This window comes from Amycolatopsis cihanbeyliensis, assembly GCF_006715045.1.
Taxonomy (GTDB): domain Bacteria; phylum Actinomycetota; class Actinomycetes; order Mycobacteriales; family Pseudonocardiaceae; genus Amycolatopsis; species Amycolatopsis cihanbeyliensis.
This window is the reverse complement of sequence record NZ_VFML01000001.1, coordinates 80,670-94,907: the sequence shown is the minus strand read 5'-3', so window position 1 is coordinate 94,907 and position 14,238 is coordinate 80,670. Positions and strand designations below refer to the sequence as shown.

Here is a 14,238-nt window from a genome sequence, read left to right as displayed (position 1 = left end):
TCGATCCCCAGAGAGAAACGTAGGCTAACCTAACACGCACGGTCGGGGTTAGGACGTGAGTTACTCCGCGATCCGGACTACGCGGAAAGATCGCGACCCGATGAGACGCGCCACACGGCGATCACCGGATCGTCCACTGGACGTTGGTCGGCCGCTTGGCGGTGTGCAGGAACTCCACAAGCGCGGCGGTGAACTGGTCCAGCGGCAGTCCCGACCCCGCGGGGAAGTCTTCGTCGTCAAACTCGCACCCCGCTGAATCCGGCTCGCCGAGTGGGAACGCCTTGGCGTTGTCCCGATCTTGGTGACTGAGGTAGCCGAACCCGTCTGCCACGGCAGCGAACACATCGTGATCGGTGAAGCCTTGCTCCGCATTCTCGAGCGGACGGTCGTTGTGGATCATGCGGATGGAGTCGACATACGGGTCCGCAGCCGCGACCTTGTTCACGAACCCCGCAACGTCCTCGGGCGTCTCCAGGGTCGTGTTCATGCCGTCGTAGGTGCCGTCGTTGTGGATCACGACCCAGCCTGCGGTAATGCTCATTCCTCCACCTCTCGCCCGACGTACTTCCTGCCTATGGGGCTCGACCCGTCCTTGACGGTCAGTGTCCACCCCGGCGGCAGGAACCTTGGTAGCTGCTTGTCGCACGTCTCCATCCACTGCCGATCCTTTGGGGTAGTTCCGCATACTGGCCGGTTGATCTCGATCTCGGCGTGCCAGACACCGGAGGTGCGTCTCGGGGCGCCGGACCGCTGCCAGCCGCGGGTGCCCGGTCTACCCCGATGCTGTGCCCGTAGTTCTTGGTCTGCTCGATGCAACGTTCCAGCGTCTCTTGCATCTGGAGCAGTTGGTCACGGCCGATGCCGTGGTTCGCCAGGAGCTGTTGGGCCTCGGGATCGTTCGTTCCTTGCAACACGCGGAGGCCGGCACTGACCTCGTCCCAGGTCGCCAGCGCCGTGTTGAGCTATTCCGCCGCTTCGGCCAGCTTGGCGAGCACCGTCAGACACGACAGCAGTGCACGGGTATCACCCGACGGTGAATCGCCGAACCCCGAGCCGTCGTCTGAGCTACCGCTGGCGTGGCTGGTGCTGGTGCTGGTGCTGGTGCTGGTGCTGGTGACCACGGCACCGCCAGCGGTGTACGGGCTGGCGCTCGGCATCCGGCAGTGGGTACGCGCACGACGACGCTTGCAGCTCCTCCGTTGGGAGAATGGCCTGCGCGAGTCAGGTCGCATATCGGTCGCGGAACTGGTGGAGCGAGACCGGCGGCGGGCCGAGGAAACCGAACATCCGGACCGTGAGATTCGGTGGCCGCAGGTCGATCCTGATCATGGAGCTGTAGCACGGAAGTGCTGACGGTGAATAGGGACATTTCGTAGGTTCGACTGGATGGCGCCAGGGTAGTCAGTACCGAGCGCTCGTGGTTCCACCGCTCGGCAACCTGCTCGGGCGTCCTCCGGTGGTCGTCCAGCATTCGTCTCCGCGTCCATCCAGTCCGTCAACGCTCACAGCGTCGGCACGACCATGGGGGTGCCGGTCACCGGGTCCGGGACGACGATGCTGGGCAGGTCGAAGACCTCCTTCAGCAGCTCCGCGTCCACGATGTCCGCCGCCTTCCCCTCGGCGACGACGCGGCCGTCTCGCATCGCGACGACGTGATCGGCGAACCGGCAGGCCTGGTTGATGTCGTGCAGCACCGTGATCACCGTGCGGCCCTCGTCGCGCAGCCTGGCGAGCAGGCCGAGCAACTGGTACTGGTGCGTGATGTCCAAAAAGGACGTCGGCTCGTCGAGCAGCAGGTACGGCGTCTGCTGGGCCAGCACCATCGCGACCCACGCACGCTGCCGCTGCCCGCCGGACAGCTCGTGCACGGGCCGGTCGGCCAGGTCGGCCACGCCCGCATCGGACATGGCCTCGGCGACCGCGCACTCGTCCGCCGCCGACCAGGTCGACAGGAACGGCTGGTGCGGGAAGCGCCCGCGGGCGACGAGCTGGCGCACCCTGATGTTCTCCGGCGCCAGCGGGTCCTGCGGCAGGAAGCCCAGCGAGCGGGCCAGCGCCTTCGGCTGGTACGCACTCACCTCCCGCTCGTCGAACCGCACCTGCCCGTCGTCGGGGCGCAGCAGCCGGACGAAGGCGCGTAGCAGGGTCGACTTCCCGCAGGCGTTGGGCCCGACGATCGCGGTGAAGGCACCGTCCGGGACGTCCAGGCTGAGCCGCGTCGACACCACCCGCTCGCCGTAGCCGAGGGTGAGTTCCCGCGCGGTCAGGCGTGCGCTCATACCCGTCTCACTTCCTTGGTCAGCAGCCAGATGAGGTAGCACCCGCCGATCACGGTGGTCACCACACCGACCGGGAGCGCGACCGGTGCCAGCAGCATCTGGGCGACCAGGTCGGCGCCCTGCAGCAGCACCGCGCCGGTCAGCGCGGCGGGCAGCAGCGGGACGCCGGGTGCCTTGGCCAGCCTGCGGCCGATCTGCGGGGCGGCCAGCGCGATGAACACGATCGGGCCCGCCACCGCGGTCACCGTGGCGGTGCAGCCCACACCGACCACCACCATCAGCAGGCGCAGCCGGTGCAGCCGAACCCCGGTGGTCGCCGCGACGGAGTCCCCCAGCCCGGTCTGGTGCATGGCGTGTGCCCGCGTCGCCATCAGCACCAGCAACCCCGCGATGATCGTGCACGGCAGGTACAGGTCCGCCCAGTCGATGCCGTTCAGCGAGCCCGCGCTCCACCCCACGGCCGCGATCGCGATCTCCAGCTCGGCCCGCAGCACGATCCAGGAGTTCAACGCGGTCAGGATGGCGTTCACGGCGATCCCGATCACGACCAACCGCAGCCCGGACAGCCCGCCTTCCATCGAGAGCAGGTAGATGACGGCCGCGACGATCAGCCCGCCCAGCACCGAGCTCAGCGTCAGCTGCACCGAGGTGCCGGACAGCACGGTGAGCGCGATCAGCGCACCGGTGTAGGCGCCGGCGTCCAGACCGATCACGTCCGGGCTGCCCATCGGGTTGCGGGTGAGGTTCTGGAAGATCGCCCCGGCCACCCCGAGCGCGGCGCCGAAGACCACCCCGGCGAGCACCCTCGGCAGCCGCCAGTCCCTGATCACCACCACCGAGTCGCCGTACCCGGCCAGTGCCGAGAGCGCCTCCCCCGGGCTCGCCCAGGACGCGCCGAAGCACAGGCCCAGCAGCCCCAGCCCGAGCATGGCCAGGACCAGCACCGCCACCAGCACCAGCGTCCGGCGCTCGAGGTGGATCGACCTGCCGGTGCCGGGCAGGGTGACCACGGCGCTCACAGCGACACCGTCCCGTACCGCCGGACCACCCAGATGAGGACCGGGCCCCCGAGGAACGCGGTCACGATGGCGACCGGCACCTCGCCGGTGGGCAGCAGGATCCGGGACCCGATGTCGGAGACCAGCAACAGGATCGGACCCAGGATCATCGTGTAGGCCATCAACCACGGGATGGAACCCATGGCCAGCCGCCGGGCCAGATGGGGCACGATCAGGCCGACGAACAGGATCGGCCCGGCCACCGCGGTGGCCGCACCGGCCAGCACGGTGACCAGAACCAACGTCATGAGGCGGACCCTGGCCACGTTGGCGCCCAGGGTGTGCGCCACCGTCTCGCCGAGCGCGAGCGCGCTGAGTGCCCGCGTGACCAGCAGGGCACCGACGAGGGCGAGCCCGATCGCCACCAGCGGCAGGGTCAGCGGCGCCTGCTCCCTGCCCGCCAGCGAGCCGACCGCCCAGAACCGGTACTGGTCGAACACCGTCGGCAGCATCAGCCGCAGCCCGAGGGAGAGCCCGGTGGTCAGGATGGCGGTCAACGCCACCCCGGTGAGCACCAGCCGCAGCGGCGACTGGCGCCCCACCGAGTAGACCAGCAGCGCGGCCAGCGTCGAGCCCACCACGGCGGCGCCGAGCTGGCCGACCTGGGTGGCGGCCACCCCGAGCGCCGAGCCCATGGTGATCGCGAAGCCGGCGCCCGCGGTGACGCCGAGGATGCCGGGCTCGGCCAGCGGGTTGCGGGACAGTGTCTGGATCAACGTGCCCGCGGTCGCGAGCGCGGCGCCCACGCCGATGGCCAGCAGGGCCCGGGGCGCCCGGATGTCCCAGACGATGACGTGGTCGCTGGACCCGTCGTAGGCGAACAGGGCCCGGACGACCTCGACCGGGGCGACGGCGTGCGCGCCGATGCCGATGCTGGCCACGGCCACCACGAGGAGCAGGACCAGCGCGGCGACCAGCACCGCGACCCGTGCCCGCGCCTCACCCGCCGCCGCGAATGCCCGCCGCTCGAGTGTCACTGCTTCAGCATCGGCGCGAACGACTCGTCAATCGCGTCCAGGGTCAGCATGGCTTCCCGGTAGGTCGCGGCTTGGGTGTACCGGATCGGGTAGGTCTCCCCCGCCTTGACCGCGGGGAGGTTCTTCCACAGCTCGGAATCCATGACGTACTGGACCGACTCCGGGATGGAGCCGTCGGCCTCGACGGAGTAGGTGATCGCGTCGGCCTCGGCGAAGGCGGTCGGCAACTCCTCGATGGAGGGGTACTCGCTGACCGACCGCGAGCCCTTGCCCTTCTCCTCGACCTCGCCGTAGTAGTTCGCGCCGATGTCGCCCGCGATGTTGGTCCCCCAGGAGCCGTTGAACTCGCGCTGGAAGGTGCCCTTGGCCACCTTGCCGTACTCGCCGACGTGACCCAGCTTCAGCCGCGGAAGGACATCCTGGTACTTCTCGGCGAGCTTCTTCGCCTTGGCCTCGTACTCGGCCTTGATGGTGTCGAACCGCTCCAGCGCGCCGGCCGCGTCCGCCTGGCGGCGGGACAGCTCACGCCAGGCGGAGGGCACCGTCGGGCCGATCGCCACCACCGGCGCGATGTCCTCGAGACGCGGAACGTCAATATCGCCCAGCACCGGCGCCGGCACCCCGATGATGATCACATCGGGGTCGGCCTTGGCGATCGCCTCGTAGTTGGTCTCGGCCGCCTGCTCCCCCGCGACCTTCGGCAGTTCCTCGTAGGTGGCCTTGTCCTCCTCGTTCATCATCGGCACCCCCCGCTTCCAGGTCGAGACCCCGACCAGGGGCGCGTCCGCCTGGATGAGCACGGGCACGGCGTAACCGGTCGCGACCACGCGCTGCGGATCGGCCGGGATGGTGACCTCGCCGTTGTCCGCGGTGAAGACCCGGGTCTCGCCCTGGGCGCCGTCGCCGCCCGCGTCGCTCGACGCGCAGCCCGCGGCCACGGTGAGCGCGAGCGCCATCGCCCCGGCGAGGCGCAGCGATCGACCAGAAGACATGCGTACTCCTTGATGTCCAAGTGCTAGGGTAGGCTTACCTTAGACGACAGGTGCCGCCGCGTCAGTGCCCGTGACTGTGTTCGTGCTCATGCTCGTCGTCGAAGTCCGCGACCCCCCGCTTCCAGTAACCGGTGACGTCGTGGTCGCCCTTGCCCAGCCGCAGCTCGTCCCGGATCCAGCGGCGCAGCGGCTTCAGCACACCGGCCTCACCGGCGAGCCACACGTACACCCGCTCCCCCTCGGGCACGGTCACCGCGCGGACGGCGCGCTCCAGCAGGTCGCTGCCGCCCGGGGGCGCCTCGCCGCGGTGCAGCCAGCGCACCTCGACGTCCTCGGGCGCGGACAGCTCGATCTCCTCCGTGGCATCGGCGACCTCGACGAACGCCCAGCCCGCGGCGGTAGGGGGGAGTTCCTCGAGCCAGCGGGCGATCGCGGGTAGCGCCGTGATGTCGCCGGCGAGAAGGTAGCGATCGTAGCTGTGCGGGACGATCAACCCGCCGGGAGGGCCCGCGACATGCACGGCCTCGCCCGGCCGGGCCGCCCGCGCCCAGTTCGACCCGAGCCCGCCAGGGTGCAGCGCGACGTCGATGTCGAGCTCGCCGGCCGCGGGGTCGTAGCGGCGCACCGTGTACTCCCGGGTGGTGGGGGACGGCCGCGGCCAGCGCAGCATCGACCCGTTCGGCTCGGGCAGGCGCAGTGTGCCGTCGCCGTCCGGGAAGATCAGCTTGACGTGCTCGTCGGGCGAGTGCGCCTCGAACCCCGCGACACCCGGCCCGCCCAGGGTGACCCGGAGCAGGCCCGCGCCGACCATCCGGGTGCGCAGGATCTCGGTCCGCCGGATCCGGATCGGGTAGGGCACCTTCTCGGCACGGGTGCCCGCGCGCACCTCGGCGATCCGCTCCAGGTGCCGACCCCGCTGGTCGATGCGGGTCACGTGCCCTCCTTGCCCAGGATCGCGGTCCAGTGCCCGAGTTCGGGCCGCTCGGCCAGGTCGGGGAACTCCAGGCTGGTGGCTCCCTCCGCGCGCCAACGCTCGACAAGGGACATCACCCGGACCGAGTCCAGGCCGCGGTCGAAAAGGTTCTCGCTCGCGTCGATGTCGGCGGGATCGCAGCCCAGCAGGCCGGCGACATCGGCCCGGATCCGGTCCGCGGACAGTGCGGGTGCGTTCATGGACGCATCACTCCTTCTCGACGAGGGCGGCCAGCGCCGCCCGCAACTCGCGCTTGCTGGTCTTGCCGACCCCGGTCACCGGGAACCGCGCGACCACCTCGATCAGGTCCGGCACCTTGAACGAGGCCACGTCGCGCTCCCGGACGAACCGTCGCAGCTCGGCCCCGGTGACCTCGGTGCCGGCCCTGGGCACGACGTAGGCGCAGGTCCGCTCGCCCAGGTACGCGTCGGGCACCCCGACCACGGCGGCGTCCAGTACCGCGGGGTGGGCCATCAGGTGATTCTCGACCTCCTCGGCAGCCACCTTCTCGCCGCCCCGGTTGATCTGTTCCTTCGCCCTGCCGACCACCTCGAGATGCCCGGAAGGGTGGCACCGCACCAGGTCCCCGGTCCGGTAGAAGCCGTCCGGGGTGAACGCCTCGGCGTTGTGCGCCGTGGCCCGGTAGTAGCCGCGGATCGTGTACGGGCCGCGGGTCAGCAGGGCGCCTATCGCACCCGGCTCCACCACCGCGTCCGACGGAGCGGCGGGGTCGTCCGGATCGACGACGCGGATCTCGTCGTCCAGCGAGATGGGGCGCCCCTGGGTGGTCAGTACGAGCTCCTCCGGATCGTCCAGCCGGGTGTAGCAGACCAGGCCCTCCGCCATCCCGAAGACCTGCTGCAGCCGGCACCCGAGCGCGGGCCCGATCCGCTCGGCCAGCTCGCGACCGCATTTCGCGCCACCGACGAGCAGGACCTCCAGGCTGGAAAGGTCCCGCTCGGTCCGTGCCGCGGCCTGTACCCAGGCCGCCGCCAGCGGAGGGACGACGCCGGTGATCGTCACCCCCTCGGATTCGACCAGCCGGAACGCGGTGTCCGCGTCCGGACGCGGGGCCAGCACGGTCGCCGCGCCCGCGTGCAGCGCACCGAGCACCCCTGGCGAGCTGAGCGGGTAGTTGTGCGAGACCGGGAGCGCGGCGAGGTACACGCTGTCCGGGCGCAGGGCGCAGATCCGGGCGCTCTCCCGGACGCTGTAGAGGTAGTCGTCGTGGGTACGCGGGATCAGCTTCGGCAGCCCGGTGCTCCCGCCGGACAGTTGCAGGAACGCCACGCCCTCGGAGTCGGGGTCGGGCAGCTCCCGCGGCGCGGTGGCGGCCAGCTCGTCGAACTCCGCGGACCCGACGACCAGTACCCGCTTGACCGAGGCCACCTCGTCCGCGACGGCGCGCGCGGTGGCGGCGTGGTCGTGCCGCTCGTGCGTGTCGACGGTGACGATCGCGGTCGCCTCGCTCTGTTCGGCGAAGTGCCTCAGCTCGCTGTGCCGGTGCGCGGGCAGCGCGAACACCGGCCAGGCGCCTACCCGCCACAGCCCGAACACCACCGGCAGGAACTCCGGCACGTTCGGCAGTTGCAGCACCACTCGCTCCCCCGCCGTGATGCCCGACTCGACCAGCCCGGCTGCGATCCGGTGCGCTCGCGCGTCCAGCTCGGAGAAGGTCCAGCGCACCGTCTCGCCCGCCGTCTCCCCGACCACCGCGGTACGCCCGGCGTGCGCGGCGGCCAGCGTGCCGAGCAGCGCGCCGAAGGTCTGCCCGCGCCAGTGCCCCGCCGCCCGGTAGCGGGCCGCGACCTCCGGCGGCCAGGCAACATGATCCGGACCGGCGGCGCTCATGGCTCGCTCCTCGTCGCCTTGGCGCTCATGGCTCGACTCCTCCTCGCTGCGCTCCTCGGCCCCCGGGGGACCTGCGATGCTCGCTCCTCGTCGCCTTCGCGCTCACGCCGCGTCCTCCAGTCCGAGTGCGCGCAGCAGGGTGCGGAACTTCGCGCTGGTCTCGGCGAGCTCCGCCGCGGGGTCCGAGCCCGCGACGATCCCGGCGCCCGCGTGCAGCCGGACCGTCCGCTCGCATACCTCGGCGCTGCGGATCGTGACCACCCACTCCCCGTCGCCGTCCGGTCCGGTCCAGCCGACCAGTCCGGAGTAGTAGCCGCGGTCCTCCGGTTCCAGCTCCGCGATCGCGTCCCGGGCCCCGGCAGCGGGCACCCCGCACACCGCGGGTGTGGGGTGCAGTGCCTCGGCCAGCGCGAGCGAGGAGGAGGCGGGGTCGGCGGGGTCGGCAAGTCGCCCGGTGATCCGGCTGGAAAGGTGCCACATCGTCGGCGTGCCGATCACCTCCGGCTCGCCGGGGACCGTCACCTCGGTGCAGAACCGGCCCAGCACCTCGCCGACCTGCGCGGCCACGTGGGCGTGCTCCCGGCGATCCTTCTCCGAGGCCAGCAACGCGGCCACCCGCCCGCGGTTCTCTGCCTCGTCCGCGCAGCGCGGCAGCGAACCGGCGAGCGGGTTGGCCACCACCATCGCCCCGCGGCGGGCCACCAGCAGTTCCGGGCTCGCCCCGACCAGGGTGCGCGTGGCCTGGTCCCCCGGGGCGGTGACGTCCACCGCGAAGGCATGCGCGGCCGGGTCCGCCCGCACCAGCCGGGCGAGCAGGGAGGGCACGGCGACCGGCGCACCCGCGGTCAGCTCGAGGCAGCGGGCGAGCACGACCTTGCTCACCTCGCCGGTGCCGATGAGGTCGAGCGCCCGGCGAACCCCGTCCGCGTAGCCCTCCGGCTCGGGCCGCGGAGTCACCGCCCAGTCGGTGTGGCCCGGCACGGGTTCTCCCGGCGGGCGCGCACCGGCGCCGTCCGGTGCGCCGGCCCGGCGCACCACGGCGGGCACGACCAGGCTGCTCTCGGCGTCCGGCCGGAAGCCGAGCGCGCCGACGACCACCGGATCCGCCAACCCGGCCAGCGCCGCCGCGTCCAGTGCCTCGGCCGCCGCGTGGGCACGCGCGCCGGGCCGGGCCCGCACGCAGCTGTGCACCCCGTCCGCGAGCAGCGACCCGCGCCCCGAGGAGTAGTAGAACGAGCCGGGCAGGTAGGCGGCGAGCAGGTCGGATGCCCGGTGCACGGGCCGGGGCCGGACCAGGGCCGGTGTGGACACGTCGAACTTCCTTTCGCCGGGGTTTCGGGTTGTGGTCACCAGCTCGCCGGGGTCAGCCACCCAGGGTGGCGCCGCCGTCGACCGTGACGGACTGCATCGTGATGTGCCGGGCGGCGTCACTCGCCAGGAACAGCACCGCGGCGGCCACGTCCCGGGGCTCGGCGAGTCGGCGCAGCGGGATGCCAAGGCGGTACTCCCCCTGATTGCCTGCCACGACGGCCTCGGAGCCGCGGTCGTCGGTGGGATCGGGCCACATCGACCGCAGCATGTCGGTGTCCGTCGAGCCGGGGCAGACGATGTTGCACCGCACCTGCGGGGCGAGCTCGAGGCCGAGGGTGCGGGTCAGCGCGACCGCCGCGGCCTTGGAAGCCGAGTAGGCGGCCATCCCGACCCGTGGCGTCGCGGCCGCGTTCGAGGCGACCGTGACGATGCTGCCCGCGCCGCGCTCGCGCATCCGGCGCCCGGCCGCGCGGCCGGTGTTCCACACCCCGGTGGCGTTCACCGCGAGGCTGTGCGCGAGGTCGGCGTCGTCGAGGTCGAGGATCCCTCCGGTGCGCAGGACGCCCGCGACGTTGGCCAGCACGGTCACCGGGCCGAGTTCGGCCTCGGTATGCGCGACGGCCGCCTCCACCTCGGCCGGGTCGGCGACATCGGCGACCAGCGCCAGAGCCCGCGCCCCGGTCGTGGTGAGCCGCTTCGCCGCCCGCCGGACGTCCGGGTCCCGATCGAGCAATGCCACCGGCGTGCCCTCCCGCGCGAAGGCCTCGGCCACCGCTGCGCCTATGCCCCGCGCCGCGCCGGTGACCAGCGCTGTCCCTGGTGAGACCGGCATCTCACTCCCCTCCCGGGCTCGGCCGGCGTGGGTGCCCTCGCCGGGCTCGCACGGCCGCCGCGAGGGCGTCCAGGCAGCCGAGGGTGTCCGCCCACCCCAGGCAGGCGTCGGTGACGCTGACGCCGTAGCGCAACGGCGTCGCGGTGATCTCCTGGCACCCCGGCTCCAGGAACGACTCGACCATCACCCCCATCAGCCCGTGACGCCCTTCCGCCACCTGCGTGGCCAGCTCGGCCACGACCGCGGGCTGCCGGCGGTGATCCTTGCCGCTGTTGCCGTGCGAGGCGTCCACCATCAGGCGCGCCCGCAGGCCGGCGGCGCGCAGCAGCTCCAGTGCCGAGCCGACCGAGGCCGCGTCGTAGTTGGGCAGCACACCACCACGCAGCACCACGTGGCAGGCCGGATTGCCGGCCCCGGCCAGTACGGCGGGGGCACCGGTGGGTCCGAGTCCGGGGAACACGTGCGGCACGCCCGCGGCACGCGCCGCCGCGATCGCCACCTCCACCTCACCGGCCACCGCGTTCTTCATCCCGACCGGCATCGGCAGCGCGGACGCCAGCTGACGATGCGGCTGGGCGGCGACGGTGCGAGCACCGATCGCACCCCAGGACACCAGGTCGAGCAGGAACGGCGCCAGGAAAGGGTCGACGAACTCGTACGCCAGCGGCAGCCCGGTGCCCGCGGCCCGCAGCAGGAACTCGCGCCCGCGCCGGAGCCCCTCCGCCAGGTCCTCGCCGCCGTCCAGGTCCGGGTCGTGCAGCAGACCCTTCCAGCCGACCAGGCTGCGCGGCTTCTCCAGGTAGGCGCGCAGGACGACGAGCAGCTCCCGCTCGTACTCGGCGGCCACCGCGGTGAGACCACGGGCGTAGTGCAGCGCGGCCTCCGGATCGTGCACCGAGCACGGGCCCACGACGACCAGCAACCTGTCGTCGGTGCCCTCGACGATCGCGCGCACCGCCCGCCGGTGTTCGGCGATACCCGCGCGCGGGCCCGCGCCGAGTGGCAGCCGCGCGGCAAGCCGGGCGGGCGCGGGCAAGGTCGCGACCACCCGCGCGGTGTCGTCGGCGAGGACCGTCATCGGGCACCGGCGTCGAGGTCGTCGACCAGCGCCGCGGTGGTGGTGACCGAACCGCACCGCTGGGCGACCTGCCGCATCGCCCGCTCGTGTTCCTCGGGGCCGAAGTCGGCGACCGCGTCGGCCACCACGAACGGCCGGACGTCCCGCATGAAGGCATCCACCGCGGTGGCGAGCACGCCGATATGCGCGTACACCCCGGTCAGGATCAGCTGGTCCCGCTCACCGAGCAGCTCGGCGAGATCGGTGCCGACGAAGGCGCTGTAACGCGCCTTGGTCAGCCGCAGGTCACCGGGGCCGGGCTCAAGGGCGGTCGTGATGGCGGCCGCATGCGGGTCGTCGGGCAGCCCGGAGCCCCAGAACTCCTGGAGCAGCCCGCGCTGCGCCGCGCTCTGCCCCGGCGGCTGCCCGGTGAAGATCACCGGGACCGCCAGCTCGGCACAGTGCTTGCGCAGCGCGGCGATGTTGTCCACCGCGGCGGGCAGCGGACTGCCCGCGTCGCCGAACGCGGCGAGGAAGTAGTTCTGCATATCGTGCACGAGCAGGACGGCACGGGAAGGGTCGGCTCGCCACGCGACCCGGTTGTCCGGCAGCTCGGACCGGACGGGAAGGGGGTACGGCGCGATGGTGGGGAGCACGGTCGACCCTTTCTGCTGGCTGCTTGCACGGCACGGAGTTCCGCGACGGCTGGGGACGACCCCGCGCGGGGCGCGGCCATGGGCGCCGGAAAACCGGCGCCCAGCCCCCAGTGGACGGTTTAGGTTAGCCTAACCCAATCGAGCTAGTGCGCAATGGGCCACGTGATGAATCAGACAGACGGCCCACGCCCGGTGCCGATCGTGCCGCCCGGACGATGGCCGCGATTAGCACGACCGGCGCAGGCGGCCGAGTATCGGTTCCCCGGCGAGCTGTCCGATCCCGGCAAGCGCACCCCGACGCGTCGGGGTGCGCTTGCCGGGATCGCTACTGGCCGACCTTGACTCCGGGCTCTCCCAGTTGGAACTGGATGGTCTCCTTGGGTTTCCTTCCGGGGACGTTGGGTTCCAGCCCGCGCTTACCCATCGGCAGCAGCACCCGTTTGAAGGTCGCCTCCAGCATCATGGCGGCTGGCCGTACCGCGCAAGGGTCATCGGGCCGTGGTCGCACAAGTACCCGCACCTCGGCGAACCCGGACCCGCGATCGGTTTCCTGCAGGAACTTCTGCGCTGGTGGGACCGCTGGCTCAAGGGTGAGGACAACGGCGTGCTGGACGAACCGATGCCGCGTACCTGGATGCAGGACAGCGTTCCGCCCTCCACGTCCTACGAGGAACGCCCCGGCCGCTGGGTCGGTGAGCCCGCGTCGCCCTCCCCGCATGTCCGGACGGTCAGCCACGGGCTCGCGGCACACCGGATCCTCCCGCCGTCGGCCGCCGCGAGCCCCGAGCGCGAGCAGCAGGAGCTGTCCGTCGAGTCGCCCCTTTCGGTCGGCCAGCTCGCCGGGAAGTGGTGCTCCTACAACGCTCCCCCCGACCTGCCCTACGACCAGCGCGAGGAGGACGGCGGGTCGCTGGTTTTCGAGACCGACACGCTCGCCGAAAAACACGGGGTCCTCGGCGCGCCGGCCGTCGACCTCGAGTTCACCGTGGACCGGCCGGTCACGATGGTCGCCGCGCGGCTGTCCGACGTCGCACCGGACGGCCGCGCCACCCGGGTGACCTACGGCCTGCTCAACCTGACCCATCGCGCCGACGACGCCGAGCCGGAGGAGCTCGAACCCGGTAGGCGGTACCGCGCCCGGATCACCCTGAACGGGGTGGCCCAGACCTTCCCTCCCAGCCACCGCATCCGGCTTTCACTGTCCACATCGTACTGGCCGCTGGCCTGGCCGCCGCCACGGCCGGTGCGGCTGACCGTGTTCCCCGGCGCCTCGACGCTGTCCCTGCCGATGCGCGCGGTTGCCGACTCCGACGAGGTGGCCCCACGCCCGTTCGACGAGCCGGAGGGGGCGCCGCCGCTGCGCGTCACCGAGCTGCAACCGGGAAGGCAACGCTGGAACGTGGTCCGCGACCTGATCGACTACCACTCCGCGCTGCACGTCATCAAGGACTCCGGGACCGTTCTGCTGGACGACATCGGCCTGGAGGTGACCCAGAACGCCGAGGAGATCTACAGCAGCGTGGGCGAGGACTTCACCTCGGTACGCGGGGAGGTCACCTGGACCACCGGATTCCGCAGGGACGGGTGGAACGCGCGGGCGGTGACCCGCACGGATCCTGACCTGCACGGCCGCGGAGTTCCGAATCCACGCCCAGCTCGACGCGTACGAGGACGATACGCGGGTGCTGTCCCGCAACTGGGACGCCACGGTACCCCGTGACCACCTGTGACCCCACCGTTTACCGGGCGAAGCCGGTGGGTATTCCCGACCATGGGCAGGCACCGGATCGAGGAGCAGGACGACCGTTCGACCTGGGGAGGCCCGGAGTTGCTGACGGGCAGGGACTCCGGGAGACGGGACGCGCACGCCGCGCCCGGGGAGGACACCGACACCCACGCGCTGTGGCCGGGTGAGACCGGCCGCGGAGATCCGCGGGAAGGGAGTGCGCGCTGATGTCCCTGGCTATCTGGGTCTGGCACCGCCCGGACGGGATGCGCTACGCCATCGAACCCAACGACCAGGGTGGCTACGACACGGTGGTGGAGTCCGGGCTGGAAGCCCGCCTCGACCGGGAGCAGTGGGCCACTCTGGAGGACGCGCGGTCCCACTTCCGGGAGGCGCTGGCCACCAGCGCGGAGCGCGGCGAGGAGGGCGCCGAGGGCGCGCTCGCCGAATTGGACCGGATCGGCGCGTGAGTTGCCGGAACCGCCGCCGGGGTAGTTACGGTGGGCGGTGGCGCAGCGGACCTGCG

General features: G+C 72.0%; 17 protein-coding genes and 1 pseudogene. 4 read left to right on the top strand and 14 right to left on the bottom strand.

What is annotated here, in order from left to right:
• Positions 1-121: 121 nt before the first annotated feature.
• Positions 122-541: an Imm1 family immunity protein gene (locus FB471_RS00225; RefSeq protein WP_141995360.1), complete on the bottom strand. Its 420-nt coding sequence runs from the start codon at positions 539-541 to the stop codon at positions 122-124.
• Complete coding sequence (locus FB471_RS35750) at positions 538-816, bottom strand: DddA-like double-stranded DNA deaminase toxin (RefSeq protein ID WP_141995359.1); 279 nt, start codon at positions 814-816, stop codon at positions 538-540. The genes FB471_RS00225 and FB471_RS35750 overlap by 4 nt, the downstream gene beginning before the upstream one ends.
• A gap of 138 nt (positions 817-954) precedes the next feature.
• Between FB471_RS35750 and FB471_RS00215 the strand changes: the two genes are divergently transcribed.
• Entirely contained in the window at positions 955-1,353 is a 399-nt protein-coding gene (locus FB471_RS00215; protein WP_141995358.1) for a hypothetical protein, read from the top strand.
• Between the two features lie 149 nt (positions 1,354-1,502).
• On the opposite strand, the gene FB471_RS00210 is transcribed toward FB471_RS00215, so the two are convergent.
• From FB471_RS00210 to FB471_RS34720, 12 genes are all read right to left on the bottom strand, one after another.
• Positions 1,503-2,279 carry an ABC transporter ATP-binding protein gene (locus FB471_RS00210; protein WP_141995357.1) on the bottom strand — a complete coding sequence of 259 codons (777 nt, stop codon included), beginning with the start codon at positions 2,277-2,279 and terminating at the stop codon, positions 1,503-1,505.
• Positions 2,276-3,208 carry a FecCD family ABC transporter permease gene (locus FB471_RS00205; RefSeq protein ID WP_142001417.1) on the bottom strand — a complete coding sequence of 311 codons (933 nt, stop codon included), beginning with the start codon at positions 3,206-3,208 and terminating at the stop codon, positions 2,276-2,278. The genes FB471_RS00210 and FB471_RS00205 overlap by 4 nt, the downstream gene beginning before the upstream one ends.
• A gap of 86 nt (positions 3,209-3,294) precedes the next feature.
• On the bottom strand, positions 3,295-4,314 hold the full coding sequence (locus FB471_RS00200; RefSeq protein ID WP_141995356.1) for a FecCD family ABC transporter permease: 1,020 nt from the start codon (positions 4,312-4,314) through the stop codon (positions 3,295-3,297).
• Complete coding sequence (locus FB471_RS00195; RefSeq protein ID WP_141995355.1) at positions 4,311-5,306, bottom strand: ABC transporter substrate-binding protein; 996 nt, start codon at positions 5,304-5,306, stop codon at positions 4,311-4,313. Before FB471_RS00195 ends, FB471_RS00200 begins: the two co-directional genes overlap by 4 nt.
• A 61-nt stretch (positions 5,307-5,367) precedes the next feature.
• On the bottom strand, positions 5,368-6,240 hold the full coding sequence (locus tag FB471_RS00190; RefSeq protein ID WP_141995354.1) for a siderophore-interacting protein: 873 nt from the start codon (positions 6,238-6,240) through the stop codon (positions 5,368-5,370).
• Positions 6,237-6,479: a phosphopantetheine-binding protein gene (locus tag FB471_RS00185; protein WP_141995353.1), complete on the bottom strand. Its 243-nt coding sequence runs from the start codon at positions 6,477-6,479 to the stop codon at positions 6,237-6,239. Before FB471_RS00185 ends, FB471_RS00190 begins: the two co-directional genes overlap by 4 nt.
• A 7-nt stretch (positions 6,480-6,486) precedes the next feature.
• Positions 6,487-8,130, bottom strand: coding sequence for a (2,3-dihydroxybenzoyl)adenylate synthase (locus FB471_RS00180; RefSeq protein ID WP_141995352.1), 1,644 nt, complete (start codon positions 8,128-8,130; stop codon positions 6,487-6,489).
• A gap of 102 nt (positions 8,131-8,232) precedes the next feature.
• The gene (locus FB471_RS00175) at positions 8,233-9,441 is read right to left on the bottom strand and encodes an isochorismate synthase (protein WP_141995351.1); all 1,209 of its coding nucleotides are present in this window, start codon (positions 9,439-9,441) and stop codon (positions 8,233-8,235) included.
• Positions 9,442-9,493: 52 nt separating this feature from the next.
• Positions 9,494-10,273 carry a 2,3-dihydro-2,3-dihydroxybenzoate dehydrogenase gene (locus FB471_RS00170; RefSeq protein WP_141995350.1) on the bottom strand — a complete coding sequence of 260 codons (780 nt, stop codon included), beginning with the start codon at positions 10,271-10,273 and terminating at the stop codon, positions 9,494-9,496.
• Between the two features lies 1 nt (position 10,274).
• On the bottom strand, positions 10,275-11,351 hold the full coding sequence (locus FB471_RS00165) for a 3-deoxy-7-phosphoheptulonate synthase (RefSeq protein WP_141995349.1): 1,077 nt from the start codon (positions 11,349-11,351) through the stop codon (positions 10,275-10,277).
• Positions 11,348-11,986 carry an isochorismatase family protein gene (locus FB471_RS00160; RefSeq protein WP_141995348.1) on the bottom strand — a complete coding sequence of 213 codons (639 nt, stop codon included), beginning with the start codon at positions 11,984-11,986 and terminating at the stop codon, positions 11,348-11,350. Before FB471_RS00160 ends, FB471_RS00165 begins: the two co-directional genes overlap by 4 nt.
• Before the next feature lie 325 nt (positions 11,987-12,311).
• Positions 12,312-12,449: a hypothetical protein gene (locus FB471_RS34720; RefSeq protein ID WP_246076765.1), complete on the bottom strand. Its 138-nt coding sequence runs from the start codon at positions 12,447-12,449 to the stop codon at positions 12,312-12,314.
• 5 nt (positions 12,450-12,454) lie between these two features.
• On the opposite strand from FB471_RS34720, the pseudogene FB471_RS00155 reads away from it, so the two are divergent.
• From FB471_RS00155 to FB471_RS00145, 3 genes and pseudogenes are all read left to right on the top strand, one after another.
• Positions 12,455-13,716, top strand: a pseudogene (locus FB471_RS00155) (CocE/NonD family hydrolase); the annotation flags it as partial.
• A gap of 41 nt (positions 13,717-13,757) precedes the next feature.
• The gene (locus FB471_RS00150) at positions 13,758-13,940 is read left to right on the top strand and encodes a hypothetical protein (protein WP_141995347.1); all 183 of its coding nucleotides are present in this window, start codon (positions 13,758-13,760) and stop codon (positions 13,938-13,940) included.
• Positions 13,940-14,182 (top strand): hypothetical protein, encoded by a 243-nt coding sequence (locus tag FB471_RS00145; protein WP_141995346.1) that lies wholly within the window; start codon positions 13,940-13,942, stop codon positions 14,180-14,182. Before FB471_RS00150 ends, FB471_RS00145 begins: the two co-directional genes overlap by 1 nt.
• Positions 14,183-14,238 lie beyond the last annotated feature (56 nt).